The sequence below is a fragment of the Bartonella sp. MM73XJBT genome, assembly GCF_028618465.1.
GTDB lineage: Bacteria > Pseudomonadota > Alphaproteobacteria > Rhizobiales > Rhizobiaceae > Bartonella.
In genome coordinates, this window is the sequence record NZ_JAQISY010000008.1 from 1 (window position 1) to 14,109 (window position 14,109).

Below are 14,109 nucleotides of genomic sequence, written 5' to 3' on the forward strand. Positions count from 1 at the left end.
AAAGCAACAAACGGACAAGAGCCCATGCATTTTGCCCCTCTTATATTGGCAATGTCTGTGCATCAATGGCAACCACTTACACAGTCCTTGAGCAAAACGCACTCTAGAAGCGCAAAGTATCTTGACGCAGCAAAACACATCCACCCTTTGCGCATCATCTCATCAAGAAAAAGCCGCTAATGGAAAATTTGTTTTTATTTAAACACAAGACTGCTCGTGCTCTTTTGTCCATTTTCCCAAAGCAGCCAAATGGTTCATGCGAGCACGATGACAAAAAGCCTTTTGCGCAGCAGCAATATTTTCATGTTTACCAGCCCATGCTTTTAAGGCCGCTGCTTGCAATGCTCGCCCGTAAGAAAAGGTCAATTTCCAAGGCAATGCCCCTAAAGCATTCATAGCTGATAAATGGGCAGTCGCTTCTTCATCAGATTGTCCTCCAGAGAGGAAAGCAATTCCTGGTACAGCAGCAGGCACAGTTTGTTTAAGCACTTGAACCGTCTTTTCCGCCACCTCTTCAACAGAAGCTTTTCGCGCATCTTTACCATCAATCACCATATTGGGCTTTAAAATCATCCCCTCGAAAACAACACGGGCTTCAAACAACTCTTTAAACACAGCTGTTAAGACAGCCTGTGTCACCTCAAAGCAACAAACGGACAAGAGCCCATGCATTTTGCCCCTCTTATATTGGCAATGTCTGTGCATCAATGGCAACCACTTACACAGTCCTTGAGCAAAACGCACTCTAGAAGCGCAAAGTATCTTGACGCAGCAAAACACATCCACCCTTTGCGCATCATCTCATCAAGAAAAAGCCGCTAATGGAAAATTTGTTTTTATTTAAACACAAGACTGCTCGTGCTCTTTTGTCCATTTTCCCAAAGCAGCCAAATGGTTCATGCGAGCACGATGACAAAAAGCCTTTTGCGCAGCAGCAATATTTTCATGTTTACCAGCCCATGCTTTTAAGGCCGCTGCTTGCAATGCTCGCCCGTAAGAAAAGGTCAATTTCCAAGGCAATGCCCCTAAAGCATTCATAGCTGATAAATGGGCAGTCGCTTCTTCATCAGATTGTCCTCCAGAGAGGAAAGCAATTCCTGGTACAGCAGCAGGCACAGTTTGTTTAAGCACTTGAACCGTCTTTTCCGCCACCTCTTCAACAGAAGCTTTTCGCGCATCTTTACCATCAATCACCATATTGGGCTTTAAAATCATCCCCTCGAAAACAACACGGGCTTCAAACAACTCTTTAAACACAGCTGTTAAGACAGCCTGTGTCACCTCAAAGCAGCGCACAATGGAATGACCGCGTGATGGTCCATCCATCAACACTTCTGGTTCAACAATCGGCACAATTTTTAATTCTTGACACAAAGCAGCATAACGCGCGAGAGCCCATGCATTTTGCTTGATAGCTCCCCTTGTTGGCAGCGTCTGTGCATCAATGGCAATCACCGCACGCCATTTGGCAAAACGCGCTCCCAAAGCATAATATTCTTTTAAACGTTCACGAAGTCCATCCAACCCTTCGGTAATTGTCTCATGAGGGAAAGCCGCCAACGGTTTAGCACCGGTATCAACTTTAATCCCTGGCAAAGCACCAGCATCACGAATAACATCTGTCAACATTTTCCCCGTAGACGCTTTTTGACGAATGGTTTCATCAAATAAGATGACACCCGAAATAGCACTCTCCATAGCTTCTTTTGCGCTAAAAAGCATTTCACGATAAGCACGCCGGTTATCCTCATTGGATTCAACACCAATGCTTGCAAAACGCTTGCCAATTGTTGCAGTACTTTCATCTGCAGCCAAAATACCCTTACCAGCACTCACCAGAGCAAGAGCTATATCTTCAAGACGTTCACTCATTAAAAATTCCTCTTATTTTATCGCATTTCCAAAATCAGCAATACAGCCAGCACACTGAACACAGCCCGTGACCATACAGCTTTTTCAATTTTCTCTTCAATAAAGCCTTTAAGCTTGCATAAGAGCGAGAATACCAGGAAGCACCTTGCCTTCCATCCATTCTAAAAAAGCACCCCCTGCGGTGGAAAGATAAGTAAAATCATCAGCAGCACCAGCATGGTTAAGTGCAAAAACCGTATCTCCTCCTCCCGCAATTGAAATCAATTTTTTTGTCAGGCTCTGTTCTGCTGCATGACGTGCTACTGCTATGGTACCTTGATCAAAGGGCGATATCTCAAAAACCCCAAGGGGACCATTCCAGACAAGAGTAGCAGCCTCGTCAATCGCAGCATTGATATGAGCAATGGAACGCGTCCCAATATCCAGAATCATACCTTCCTCTGGAATATCTCCAATATCATAGAGACGATGGGGAGCATCTTTTTCAAAGCGAAATGCAACAATCGCATCCACAGGAAGCAGAATCCTACATTGGCACTCCCGCGCTTTTTCCATAACCTTTTTGACTGTTTCCATCAGTGCATGTTCACACAGTGATTTTCCAACACAGATACCTTGTGCAGCTAAAAAACTGTTGGCCATACCACCACCAATGACCAAATGATCAACCTTTTCAACCAAATGATTGAGCACAAAAAGCTTACTGGAAACCTTTGCGCCTCCAACCAATGCAATCACGGGACGCGTTGGATTGCCAAGCCCTTTTTCTAATGCTTGTAATTCACATTGTAGAGAGCGCCCCGCATAGGAAGGCAACAAATGTGTTATTCCCTCCACCGAAGCATGGGCACGATGAGAAACAGAAAAAGCATCATTCACATAGAGATCACCATTATGGGCGAGAGCCTCAGCAAAAGAAAAATCGTTCTGTTCTTCACCTGGATGAAAACGAACATTTTCAAGCAATAAAACGCCTCCGTTTTGCAATGCCTCAACCGCTACCTGCGCTGCTGAACCAATACAATCGAATGCAAAAGTCACCGGTTGATTGATGATTTTTTCCAACACTTCCACAACGGGATTGAGTGAAAATTCTGGCTCAACTTTTCCCTTTGGGCGCCCACAATGAGATAGAAGAATAAGCTTAGCACCACGCCTTTGCAGTTCAACGAGCGTCTCTTTATGCCGTTGAAGACGCGTTTCATCGCAAACTTTGCCAAGCGCCATGGGCACATTAAAATCCACCCGCACAAGCACACGCTTTCCAGCCACATCAACATCATCAAGTGTACGAAAACCCATCCGCTATTCCCTCTTCACTGTCCGTTATTTTAAACAAAAACACATTGACAACCTTCGCCTTACGCAATCCTCTCAATCTGCAATCAAAGAAAACAGCCCGCACACTCACCCATAATACAAAGACATACTCTCTCAGCCTTCATCAACATCACCAAGTGTATGAAAACCCATCCGCTATTTCCTCTTTACTTTCCGTTGTTTTAAACAAAAATCCATCGATCACCTTTGCTTTACAAAACTTTCTCTTTGCTTTTATAAAAAAGAGATCAGCAGCTCTATTTTCTCATACTTTTCTTGTTTATATGGTTTTTAAAACCAACTATGCCTGTACAAACACAAAACACACTATGCCATCACTTGGACAATACCTTGTTTTCAGCCACCAAGAACGCTTTTAGGCGTTTTTTCAAAAAGATTGCGTCCTTATTTTTATCATAAAATTTGACCTTTTAATATAAAAGAGGACCTTCGGGTCCTCTTTTATATGGTTTTGGCAAAAGCGACTGCCGTATCACCCATGCGGTTTGAAAAACCCCATTCATTATCGTACCAAACCAAAACACGACAAAGCTGACCGTCGATCACCTTTGTTTGATCGTTATGAAAAATAGCTGAATGCGGATTATGATTAAAATCACAACTGACCAGCTTTTCTTCCGTATAATCTAAAATTCCCTTGAGTGAACCGCGTGCAGCAGTGCAAATCGCCGTATTAATTTCTTCAACTGTTGTGGAACGCTTAGCGGTAAATGTCAAATCCACCACGGATACATTTGGCGTTGGCACGCGAATTGACACACCATCAAGCAAACCTTTTAATTCTGGCAAAACCAATCCCACAGCCTTTGCCGCCCCTGTTGAGGTAGGGATCATAGAAAGAGCGGCGGCGCGTGCCCGATAAAGATCACGATGCATTGTATCCAACACAGGTTGATCGCCCGTATAAGAATGGATTGTTGTCATAAAGCCCTTTTCAATGCCCACCGTATTATGCAAAACTTGTGCAACAGGTGCTAAGCAGTTTGTTGTACAAGAAGCATTTGAAACAACGTGGTGCTCTTTGCTTAAAGATTGGTGATTCACGCCATAAACCACCGTAAGATCTGCACCCTCAGAGGGTGCAGAAACAAGAACACGTTTTGCCCCCGCATCCAAGTGAGCACTTGCTTTTTCACGCGTCGTAAAAATGCCGGTACATTCCAAAGCAATATCGATATCCAAAGCTTTCCACGGCAACCGTGCTGGATCACGCTCTGCCAACACCTTGATCAAACCACCTCCCACATCAATGGCATCACCAACCACCTTCACATGCCCTGGAAAACGCCCATGGACTGAATCATAGCGCAACAAATGGGCATTGGTTTCCACCGATCCCAAATCATTAACAGCCACAACTTCGATATCTTTCCGCCCACTTTCTACCAGTGCCCGTAAAATATTACGCCCAATACGACCAAACCCATTAATTGCAACGCGAACCGTCATCTCACATTTCCTCATTTCTCTTTATAGCACAACAAATGGGTATTCGCTCCAACACTCCCAAATGGTGAAAAGCTACAAATTCCATATCTTCATCAATTACTCAATCACCCGTAAAATATTACACTCAATACACTCAAACCCATTCATTGCCACGCGAACCGTCATCTCACATTTTCCTCATTTCTCTTTATAGCACAACAAATGGGTATTCGCTCCAACACTCCCAAATGATGAACAGCTACAAATTCCATATCTTCATTCATCACTTAATCCACAACTGTGCAAAAAATAAATATTGCCTTCGATATGATCACAACTACTCATTGCACCATGAATACTTATTTGGCATTTTCCTTATTGATTTCTTCCCGTTTTTTTTCAACGTGAGCCACCACATTCTCACAAGTCATGCCAAAATGTGGATAAAGCGCCTCAATTGTTCCGCTCGCACCAAATCCATCCATGCCAATAAACACACCATCACAGCCAATAAAGCGTTCCCATCCCTGCCCCACAGCAGCTTCAATGGCAATTTTAATGGGTGCATCACCAATAAGAGCACGTTGATAAGAAAGAGATTGCTGGGCAAAAAGTTCAAAACAAGGCACAGAAACTACACGTGTTGGAATGCCCTTTTCTTCCAACAGCGCATGTGCTTGCACGGCAATTTGCAATTCTGAACCAGAAGCAAACAGGGTCACCTGCGCATCATCGCTAGCAGTGAGCAATTCATAAGCACCGAGCATACAAAGATTTTCTTCTTCATGCTCTTGACGCAACAGTGGTAAATTTTGTCGGCTTAAAGCCAAAGTAGAAGGCGTTCCACGCGTTTTCAAAGCCAATTGCCAACACTCCACTGTCTCTATAGCATCAGCGGGGCGGAAAACAAAATGGTTGGGCATTGCACGCAAAGAAGCCAAATGCTCTACGGGTTGATGTGTGGGACCATCCTCACCAAGACCGATGGAATCATGAGTCATGACATAAATCACTCGTAATCCCATCAAAGAAGAGAGCCGCATGGCAGGACGCATATAGTCAGAAAAGCATAAAAAAGTTCCCCCATAAGGAATAAATCCGCCATGAAGGGCAAGACCATTCATCACAGCACCCATGGCATGTTCGCGAATTCCATAATGCAGATAGCGTCCTGAAAAATCTTCAGCAGAGATGCTTTTCATCTGGCTGCTTTTAGTATTATTAGAGCCTGTTAAGTCAGCAGAACCACCAATGGTTTCCATAACGACTTCATTGATGACTTCAAGAGCCATTTCCGAAGCTTTACGAGTAGCAACCACAGGGCGTTCTTCCACGATTTTTTGTTTATAAGCATCAATAGCGCCATCAAATCCACCCAACAAATCGCCCCGCATCAATCTTTCAAATTCCACACGTTCTGACACAGGCAGAGCAGCTAATTTTTCTTCCCACTTTTGCCGCCCTTTAGCAGCACTAAGACCCGCCAAGCGCCAATTATCAAGAATATCCGCTGGAATAACGAAAGGCTCACTCCTCCAGCCTAAAGCGATACGAGTTTCAGCAATTTCCCGTGCTCCTAAAGGAGCACCATGAACTTTATTGGTTCCAGCTTTATTGGGTGCTCCAAAACCAATGGTTGTTTTACAAGCAATCAAAGTTGGTTTATCAGAATTTTGTGCTTCTTTAATGGCATTGGCTATAGCCGTTTGGCTATGCCCATCGACTTTGTGCGTATTCCACCCAGACGCCTTAAAACGCGCTATCTGATCTGTATTATCAGCAAGGGAGATTTCACCGTCAATAGAAATATTATTATCGTCCCACAATACAATAAGCTTGTTGAGTTTCAAATGACCCGCCAGGGAAAGTGCTTCTTGAGAAATCCCTTCCATAAGACATCCATCGCCAACCAAGGCATAAGTATAATGGTTGATGAGATCACCAAAACGCGCATTTTGTAAGCGCTCAGCAAGCGCCATCCCCACGGCATTCGCCAACCCTTGTCCAAGAGGCCCGGTGGTTGTTTCAATACCCGCAGCATGCCCATATTCTGGATGCCCAGCAAGCTTCGAGCCTAGTTGGCGGAAATTTTTGAGATCCTCAAGAGAGATATCTTCATAACCGGAAAGATAGAGTAAAGCATAAAGCAACATAGATCCATGCCCAGCCGATAACACAAAGCGATCACGGTTAGGCCAGGAAGGATTTTTAGGATCATGGGCAAGGAACTTTGTATAAAGAACGGTAGCAATATCAGCTGCACCCATTGGCAAGCCAGGATGACCAGAATTTGCTTTTTCAATCGCATCAATCGCAAGAAAGCGGATAGCATTGGCCATCTGATTTTGTTGTTCAGTATTTGTCATAAATGATAAACCATTTCGTTAAACAGGTTATTCTGTTGCTTCTTCTGTATTCTCTTAGATTTTTTGAGCAATACTTTTTTCATTTCTAGGGTCGGATTTTTTACCATTCTGTAAGTAATACCAATACCATTCCCCTCACATATCCTTTGCACACATATCATTTATGCCAATACTTTTAAAAAATCCAGCCTTTAATTCATATGTGTTCTCTGCCTTGCTTGCTAAAATGTCTTACATACTTAAAAATAAAATTTACACAAGGAAAGAAAATGAGTGATTCGTTTTTGCATAAAAAACTGATAAAGGATACAATCACTTGGAGGATAAAAATATCATGAATCAAGAAACTACGGTTCTTCCACACGCTTTAGAGCAATTAGAAAAAGCACTAAGAACCTTAGAGATCACCATTATAAATCGCAATGTTGTTATTGATAAAAATAACGAATGGGAAGAAGAAATTCAACGAATGAACACTGATCGTAGCCATCTTGCCCAAGCGCTAGATAAAGCTGAAGCACAAGTTGAGCGGCTAGAAGCAGTAAACAAAGAAGTTTCCAAACGTTTGGTTAAAGCGATGGAAACCATTCGTGTTGTCATTGATAGATAAAGGTTTGAATGTATGGAAACTGTTTCCGTCACCATTGATGGTAAAGTTTATCGCATGGCTTGCAATAAAGGACAAGAAAGCCATCTTATTGAACTTGCAGCTCGATTAGACCAATATATCGCCCATTTGAAGAAAAATTTTGGTGAAATTGGCGATCATCGTTTATCGGTTATGGCCGGCATTATGATTATCGATGAAATGGAAGAAATCCAACGAGAAAATAAAAAACTACAAGAAGATTACGAGGCTCTTTTGCGGCTGCACAATGAAAGAGACCGCACCATGGGAAGAATTGTACGCAATACAACAGAACGCATTGAAAAGCTCACCAATCAATTGCTCCAAGATAACCAAACCAGCATTGATGTTCAAGAACGAGAGAGCTCATAAACACACACTCGTTCTCAAACTGACCAGAAATATAATTTTTCCAACAACAATCAAAAATCGGTCTCATTGTAAAAGTCGTACATATACAGCAACAAGCAAAAGAAATGTTTTTTTAAAAAGCAATGCTACTGTTTTGCATCAATTCCAGTTGTCTCACAAACAAACACCTCTCATGAAAAATATCATGTAAAATCTCTGAACGGCTCCGTCTTTACACCTATCAAGGAATAGACCAACAGTACTGTTCTACCTCCTTGCCCTTTTTGCAATTTTGTCGCTGCTTCTGCATTTAAAAGGTTTATGAAAAGGATATTGGCTGTTTTATTGCCCCACCAACTCTTCATGAAATGAACAAAGAAGCAAATATTGTTCACCTCTAAACCAAGAGGCTTTAAACTGAAAAAATATTTTTATTAAGAGCTTTTAAAATGAGAAAATGCTGAATTATCATCAATCAATATCTTGGACTGTCAAAACAAGTCTCCTAAAGCGTGTCCTGAAAACAATGTATATCAATTTAAAGAACAATGTCTCACAAATAGCGCAATAAAATTCACTAACCATCATCAGAATCGCTTCTTCAAAATAAAGATCGGATACCGATTGAGGAGATAATATTACAAGATTAACTCTCGCAATCTAAAAGCCTATCGCCGCGCTGTTTTGACAATGGGTGATAAAGCAATAATGGATCTATTTGCGCACTCTCGTGAAGCACGCACACCCGTTGTGCCCGAAGCGGTAAGCAACAATAGCTATGCATACGAGTGTTTCAGCGATCTCGCGCGCTGCCCCAAAGAAATGGCATCGGTTCCTGTTGACTATGGTGCAGGATGCTGCGCTCCAACCATCACCTCATAAGTATGATCTTGCTCAATTTGCCGAGCAATGCGATCCATCATAAGCACAGCTTCTTCAGGATAAAGACCAGAAGCGGATTCAGCAGACAACATCACCGCCCCACTCTGTAAACATCAGAGATTTCTGCTCATATCAAACAGATGACAAATAACATCTGCGCTCCAAAGTAAATCACTCTACCCAAACATTTCTAATATCCCCAAACCCTTCAAACACCCTTTGTACCATCTTGAGAAACAGCCGCAATACGCAAGAGATTTGTCGCACCAGGCGTACCAAGGGGAACGCCTGCGGTAACAAGAAAGCGGTCTCCACTTCTGCAAAAGCCTTCTTGAAAAGCAATCGCTGCTGCACGGTCAACCATATCCTCTAGATCCCGTGCATCTTCACTCACCACACAATGTAGTCCCCAAACCAAAGCCAATCGCCGCGCTGTTCCCACAATGGGTGACAAAGCAATAATGGGTCTACTTGGGCGCTCTCGTGAAGCACGCACACCCGTTGTGCCCGAAGCGGTATAAGCAACAATAGCTGCTAATGCGAGTGTTTCAGCGATTTGTCGCGCGGCCAAAGAAATGGCATCGGTTCCTGTTGACTGTGGTGCAGGATGCTGCGCTCCAACCATCACCTCATAAGTATGATCTTGCTCAATTTGCCGAGCAATGCGATCCATCATAAGCACAGCTTCTTCAGGATAAAGACCAGAAGCGGATTCAGCAGACAACATCACCGCATCGCTCCCCGCATAAACCGCTGTAGCAACATCAGAAACTTCTGCACGTGTTGGAACAGGAGAGGAAATCATAGACTCAAGCATTTGTGTTGCCACCACCACGGGTTTTCCTGCTAAACGACAGGCTTTTATGAGTTGTATCTGCAATGCAGGAATCTTTTCCAAGGGCATTTCTACACCAAGATCTCCCCGTGCAATCATAATGCCATCACAAACATCAATAATTTTCTCTATGTGCTCCAAAGCTTGAGGTTTTTCGATTTTAGCCATCAAAGCCACTTTGCCTTTCGTCAACCGGCGCACCTCTATAATATCTTCTGGACGCTGGATAAAAGAAAGAGCGATCCAATCCACAGGCTGTTGCAAAACAGCTTGAAGATCAGCCTTATCCTTTGACGTCACCGAACCAAAAGGCAAAATGGTATCCGGAAAACTGACACCTTTGCGATCAGAAATACGGGTTCCAGCAACCACACGGCATTCAACAAAATGGTCATTACATAACTGTGCACGTAGTTCCAACTTTCCATCATCAATCAACAGCCGATCCCCTGGTTTCACAGCAGCCAACACATCCTTATGGGGAAAATAAACACGCTGTCCATTCCCCAGCTCATCATGACTGTCTAATGTAAAACTTTGCCCAACACGCAACTCCTCTTGCCCTTTAGCAAAAGATCCAACACGCAATTTTGGTCCTTGAAGATCCACTAAAATACCAATGGGCCGGCGAACAATTTTTTCAACCTCGCGTATGCGCTGAACCAAATCAGCCATTGTTTCACAGTCCGTATGGCTCATATTCAAACGAAAAACATCGGCTCCCGCCCTAAAAAGTTTTTCAATCATTGCAAGAGAAAAAGAAGAAGGACCAAGAGTAGCAATAATTTTTACCTTACGTGCACGTTTCACTGTGAAGAACCTCCTAAAAGCGAGGGGGGCTGTACTACTGAATCACCCAACAAGGACTCTTCCGTCAACTGTACCATCCAACTGGTTTGATTACCCGTATCAATTTCCTTAAACTCCGCCTTTTGATAGCCTCGCGGAAAACAATCATGAACCCCCTGAATGGTAAATTGGCTATCTTGCACACACATCGTTATAGACCCTGCCCAGTTGCCTTTTTTCTGTGCACCCTCGGCATAAAAATAATAAAACCGTGAAGAAAGTGGTCCCTCAATTAAGGTTTTACACTCTGTCACGGGAACCACCCACCACCCTTCACTCACCCAGCCTGAAAATGTACGATAGCCAAGGGCAACACCAACGGACTGTTGGGTGGTATTACAAACTCTAAAATCAGCTCTTGCCAAACCAACAAACCAGCACGACAGCAGAATACTCAAGAAAAAAACGCTCAGTTTTTTCCACAACCCCCATTCCTGTTTTTTGGCAACCACAAAACTTCCTTTATCATGTAAGCGATTAAAACAAAGCATACAGCCCTTATTCTTTTTCAAAAGCCTCATCACATCTCTTACAAATCGATAGAGATATGTTTTTATCCTTTTTGGCTTCTTAATGCCTTTTTATCAATGCATATCTTAAAAATTTTACAAAATATTTAAAGTCAATTTGTAAAAAAACGATGTAGCTTGATTGACCTCTTGTTTTTCAGGCTTTCTCAACAAAAAATTATCGCTAACAAAACAGCTTAAAACATAAAGTCCGGAGAAAAATGCAATGAACACAGTGACCAATGAAACACACGCAATATCCGTAAACCAATTGCGCGCTTTTATTGAGCGTATTGAACGATTAGAAGAAGAGAAAAAAACGATTTCTGATGATATTAAAGAGGTTTACGCCGAACTTAAAGGCTCTGGTTTTGATAGTAAAGCTGTGCGCAGCATTATACGGCTGCGTAAAAAAGAAGAGCATGAACGCATAGAAGAAGAAACCATCATCCAACTCTATAAAGATGCACTTGGGATGAGTTAACGCCATTCATCACAAGAATGGCATCAGATATTTTCTCAATATGACAGAGAAAAGGAATCACACACCTCAATTTCTTGTCAGAAATGAGCGGTGCATAGAGCTTATAACGATAATATCAACGACATGTTGGATTTTTCGCCTCTGATACAAAACAGCGCGCTACAAAAAATGCTAGAAAATGGCCACCACAAAATACTCTTGTGTTCCTAATTTGCGCACTTGTTTTAAAGAGGAGTTTCTCAATGCACCGCCTCTATTTCACAACAGGACCCATAAAGGACATCACGATCAGAATATAACAAACCAATCACTACGCACACCATCAGACTCTTCCCTCCCCAATGTTGCGGATACCCTTGGCACCTGAAAACATTCATCAACCAAGCCCCCTTATCTTCAATCACTTTCACCCCACATGCCAATCCCGGTTGTAAGCAGCAAGAAAATGATTTGGCATGATTTATCATAAACAAATTTGCAATCAGAAAATCCTACCATATTCGAGATTCTTCTTGAAGATCAGAAATAATAAATGACCGTTATAAATCAATGCATCACTTATTGATGAATGGTTGTTTGAGAAAGTATAACATCTCTTGTACGAAAAAATCTTCTACTCTCTCACTCCGTTACTAAGGAGAGAGAATCAAAGAAACCGATGAGTGAAAACACCAAAAACTATGCACTAATTGTAAACCATACCCTCTTTTGCACAAAGCAAATGGCAAAAAAGTTATTCAATCTCTCATCGTCAAAAATGGGCTGAGAAATGGATTGACAAACTTCCCATAATTGCACACACGCAAAAAGGATATAATCAAAAAGCAGAAGGTCATTGAACGAAAAGAGCACAATCATAGAAAGGAAAAAAGACGCAACCCTCACACCACCAACGCAGAAAGGTGCATCAAATCAGCAAGGGCTTAAGTATTGCAAATTTGCACACAGCCGCACCCATTGCCTCCTATAATTTGCCAAGTATTTTTGGAAAGGACAAAAATCTATACATCTTTTATAAGCACAAAAAACTTATGGATTAAAAACACACATAAATGATAAAGAATAAGTTTTGTGCTTTAGAGTGAGCGCAGAGGCTTTTATGCAAGGAGTAATTGAAAAGAGATAAATCAATGTAACAAAGCATTAACAATCAATTGCAAAATAAGCTCTGAATCGGTAACTTTTCCCCCATCATTCCACACCTTGCTGTAAAATTGATCACTTTTGATAAAATCCACAATCAGCTTCCCACCCTTTGCAGTGAATTTCGGCAAAAAGGACAAACCACGTGAAAAGAAGTATGAGAAAGAGACAAACTCATCCATTTCTTGTAAGAAAAAGCTATGGCAATCACAACAAAACGCACAATTTCCACCTTAATTGGTCCAGAAGATGCAGCCGAACTGTCCTGCTATTACCTGCGCAATGAGAATCATCTCCGCCCCTTTGAACCGGTGAGATCTGCTGATTATAATACTCTAACAGCTTGGGAAACACGCGCAAAGGCTTTTGCTCATGAGAGTGCACAAGGATGCGCCTATCGATATGCCACACGATTGAAAAATGACCCTACGATCATTGCCACCGTGAATTTTACCAATGTGGTTCGTGGTGTTTTTCAAGCCTGTCATCTTGGTTTTTCTGTTGACGAAAAACAGCAAGGAAAAGGTCTCATGTTCGAGATTTTATCTACTCTGATACCCCATGTCTTTGCTGTTTATCATCTCCATCGCATGATGGCAAACTATATGCCTGAAAATACCAAAAGCGGAAATTTATTGAAGCGCCTTGATTTTGAGCAAGAAGGCTATGCGAGAGATTATCTGATGATTTCTGGCAAATGGAGAGATCATATTCTCACCTCTCGAATTCATGATCCTCAGAGCCCAAGAAATCAGTATAAAGCTTTATAAGGTATTTTCACCAGAATATTAAAAGAAAGTCATATCAAGCCTTACAAAATGATGAAAATGTTCCTTTTTCACTGTCTTCACATAACAGGACACATATTGATTTATAATGATAATTTAGCGTTACTCATATTGAATGAGACCCTCGAATATCGTAAGATTCTCTCATTTCAAACCTGTCTATCTTGAATCAATCAAAACCACTCGCTTGCACGTCAAAAGCGGGACTGGTGTGTGGGTAAAAATTGTATAAGAAAGAACTAAAAATGGCTCTTCTGAACCGTCTTAGGTGCCAAGGGCTGTCGCAACATTGGGAGCTGGCAAAGTGAATGATGATGCCGGCTTGCTTCTTCACAAGCGTAAAAATAGCAGTGCTCAATGGCTTTACCGTTATACCCTCACGAACGCTGTCGTGAAATGGGCTTGGGGGCATTGTGAAATGTCTCTTTAAAAAAAGCCCGTGAATGTGCAAATCAATAGCGTTCTGTTTTGCATGAGGGCCGTGACCCCATTAAAGTGCAATCTCCCATTACTCCTCTTTCATGCGTAACTCTTTTTTCTCTCCAATATGCACACGCATTCCATACAGAATGAAGCAAAACAAAGAGGAAATGAAAAAAAGCGATCATGCAAATCCATAAAAAGCTTCTTGAA

12 protein-coding genes and 2 pseudogenes are annotated in these 14,109 nt (G+C 42.1%); 6 read left to right on the forward strand and 8 right to left on the reverse strand.

The genetic code is table 11. The features are described 5' to 3' along the window. Window positions 1–180, forward strand: a 180-nt coding sequence (locus tag PVV69_RS04075; RefSeq protein ID WP_273756561.1) for a hypothetical protein, incomplete at its 5' end; no start/stop codon positions are given. An 18-nt stretch (window positions 181–198) separates the two neighbouring features. Here the strand turns inward: PVV69_RS04075 and PVV69_RS04080 are convergent. The 5 genes and pseudogenes from PVV69_RS04080 to tkt all read right to left on the reverse strand — a co-directional run. Then, window positions 199–648 (reverse strand): annotated as a pseudogene (locus PVV69_RS04080) (class I fructose-bisphosphate aldolase); the annotation flags it as partial. Window positions 649–840: 192 nt separating this feature from the next. Then, the gene (locus PVV69_RS04085) at window positions 841–1,872 is read right to left on the reverse strand and encodes a class I fructose-bisphosphate aldolase (RefSeq protein ID WP_273756562.1); all 1,032 of its coding nucleotides are present in this window, start codon (window positions 1,870–1,872) and stop codon (window positions 841–843) included. A 108-nt stretch (window positions 1,873–1,980) separates the two neighbouring features. After that, complete coding sequence (locus PVV69_RS04090) at window positions 1,981–3,174, reverse strand: phosphoglycerate kinase (RefSeq protein WP_273756563.1); 1,194 nt, start codon at window positions 3,172–3,174, stop codon at window positions 1,981–1,983. Window positions 3,175–3,654: 480 nt separating this feature from the next. Beyond that, complete coding sequence (gene gap / locus PVV69_RS04095; RefSeq protein ID WP_273720649.1) at window positions 3,655–4,662, reverse strand: type I glyceraldehyde-3-phosphate dehydrogenase; 1,008 nt, start codon at window positions 4,660–4,662, stop codon at window positions 3,655–3,657. 338 nt (window positions 4,663–5,000) lie between these two features. Continuing rightward, window positions 5,001–7,007, reverse strand: a complete 2,007-nt coding sequence (gene tkt / locus PVV69_RS04100) for a transketolase (RefSeq protein ID WP_273756564.1) — start codon at window positions 7,005–7,007, stop codon at window positions 5,001–5,003. Between the two features lie 334 nt (window positions 7,008–7,341). Here tkt and PVV69_RS04105 point away from each other — a divergent pair, with 334 nt between their 5' ends. Both PVV69_RS04105 and PVV69_RS04110 read left to right on the forward strand, forming a co-directional pair. After that, the gene (locus PVV69_RS04105; protein WP_273720647.1) at window positions 7,342–7,617 is read left to right on the forward strand and encodes a DUF4164 domain-containing protein; all 276 of its coding nucleotides are present in this window, start codon (window positions 7,342–7,344) and stop codon (window positions 7,615–7,617) included. Between the two features lie 12 nt (window positions 7,618–7,629). Further along, window positions 7,630–8,007 (forward strand): cell division protein ZapA, encoded by a 378-nt coding sequence (locus PVV69_RS04110; RefSeq protein ID WP_273720646.1) that lies wholly within the window; start codon window positions 7,630–7,632, stop codon window positions 8,005–8,007. 650 nt (window positions 8,008–8,657) lie between these two features. On the opposite strand, the pseudogene PVV69_RS04115 reads toward PVV69_RS04110, so the two are convergent. The 3 genes and pseudogenes from PVV69_RS04115 to PVV69_RS04125 all read right to left on the reverse strand — a co-directional run. Further along, window positions 8,658–8,966, reverse strand: a pseudogene (locus PVV69_RS04115) (pyruvate kinase); the annotation flags it as partial. Window positions 8,967–9,076: 110 nt separating this feature from the next. Next, entirely contained in the window at window positions 9,077–10,513 is a 1,437-nt protein-coding gene (gene pyk / locus PVV69_RS04120; RefSeq protein ID WP_273756565.1) for a pyruvate kinase, read from the reverse strand. Next, window positions 10,510–11,043, reverse strand: coding sequence for a DUF1036 domain-containing protein (locus tag PVV69_RS04125; protein ID WP_273756611.1), 534 nt, complete (start codon window positions 11,041–11,043; stop codon window positions 10,510–10,512). The genes pyk and PVV69_RS04125 overlap by 4 nt, the downstream gene beginning before the upstream one ends. Window positions 11,044–11,287: 244 nt before the next feature. Between PVV69_RS04125 and PVV69_RS04130 the strand changes: the two genes are divergently transcribed. From PVV69_RS04130 to PVV69_RS04140, 3 genes are all read left to right on the forward strand, one after another. Further along, window positions 11,288–11,545 carry a DUF2312 domain-containing protein gene (locus tag PVV69_RS04130; RefSeq protein ID WP_273720643.1) on the forward strand — a complete coding sequence of 86 codons (258 nt, stop codon included), beginning with the start codon at window positions 11,288–11,290 and terminating at the stop codon, window positions 11,543–11,545. A gap of 1,343 nt (window positions 11,546–12,888) precedes the next feature. Then, complete coding sequence (locus PVV69_RS04135) at window positions 12,889–13,458, forward strand: GNAT family N-acetyltransferase (RefSeq protein WP_273756566.1); 570 nt, start codon at window positions 12,889–12,891, stop codon at window positions 13,456–13,458. Window positions 13,459–13,744: 286 nt separating this feature from the next. Then, window positions 13,745–13,906, forward strand: coding sequence for a DUF4102 domain-containing protein (locus tag PVV69_RS04140; protein WP_273756567.1), 162 nt, complete (start codon window positions 13,745–13,747; stop codon window positions 13,904–13,906). Window positions 13,907–14,109: the final 203 nt, after the last annotated feature.

What these genes read in the sequence shown, in the direction of transcription:
- PVV69_RS04130 (WP_273720643.1), top strand. Translation starts at nt 11,288, where the DNA reads ATGAACACAGTGACCAATGAAACACACGCAATATCCGTAAACCAATTG.
- PVV69_RS04085 (WP_273756562.1), bottom strand. Translation starts at nt 1,872, where the DNA reads ATGAGTGAACGTCTTGAAGATATAGCTCTTGCTCTGGTGAGTGCTGGT.
- tkt (WP_273756564.1), bottom strand. Translation starts at nt 7,007, where the DNA reads ATGACAAATACTGAACAACAAAATCAGATGGCCAATGCTATCCGCTTT.
- PVV69_RS04125 (WP_273756611.1), bottom strand. Translation starts at nt 11,043, where the DNA reads ATGCTTTGTTTTAATCGCTTACATGATAAAGGAAGTTTTGTGGTTGCC.
- PVV69_RS04090 (WP_273756563.1), bottom strand. Translation starts at nt 3,174, where the DNA reads ATGGGTTTTCGTACACTTGATGATGTTGATGTGGCTGGAAAGCGTGTG.
- PVV69_RS04110 (WP_273720646.1), top strand. Translation starts at nt 7,630, where the DNA reads ATGGAAACTGTTTCCGTCACCATTGATGGTAAAGTTTATCGCATGGCT.
- PVV69_RS04105 (WP_273720647.1), top strand. Translation starts at nt 7,342, where the DNA reads ATGAATCAAGAAACTACGGTTCTTCCACACGCTTTAGAGCAATTAGAA.
- PVV69_RS04135 (WP_273756566.1), top strand. Translation starts at nt 12,889, where the DNA reads ATGGCAATCACAACAAAACGCACAATTTCCACCTTAATTGGTCCAGAA.
- gap (WP_273720649.1), bottom strand. Translation starts at nt 4,662, where the DNA reads ATGACGGTTCGCGTTGCAATTAATGGGTTTGGTCGTATTGGGCGTAAT.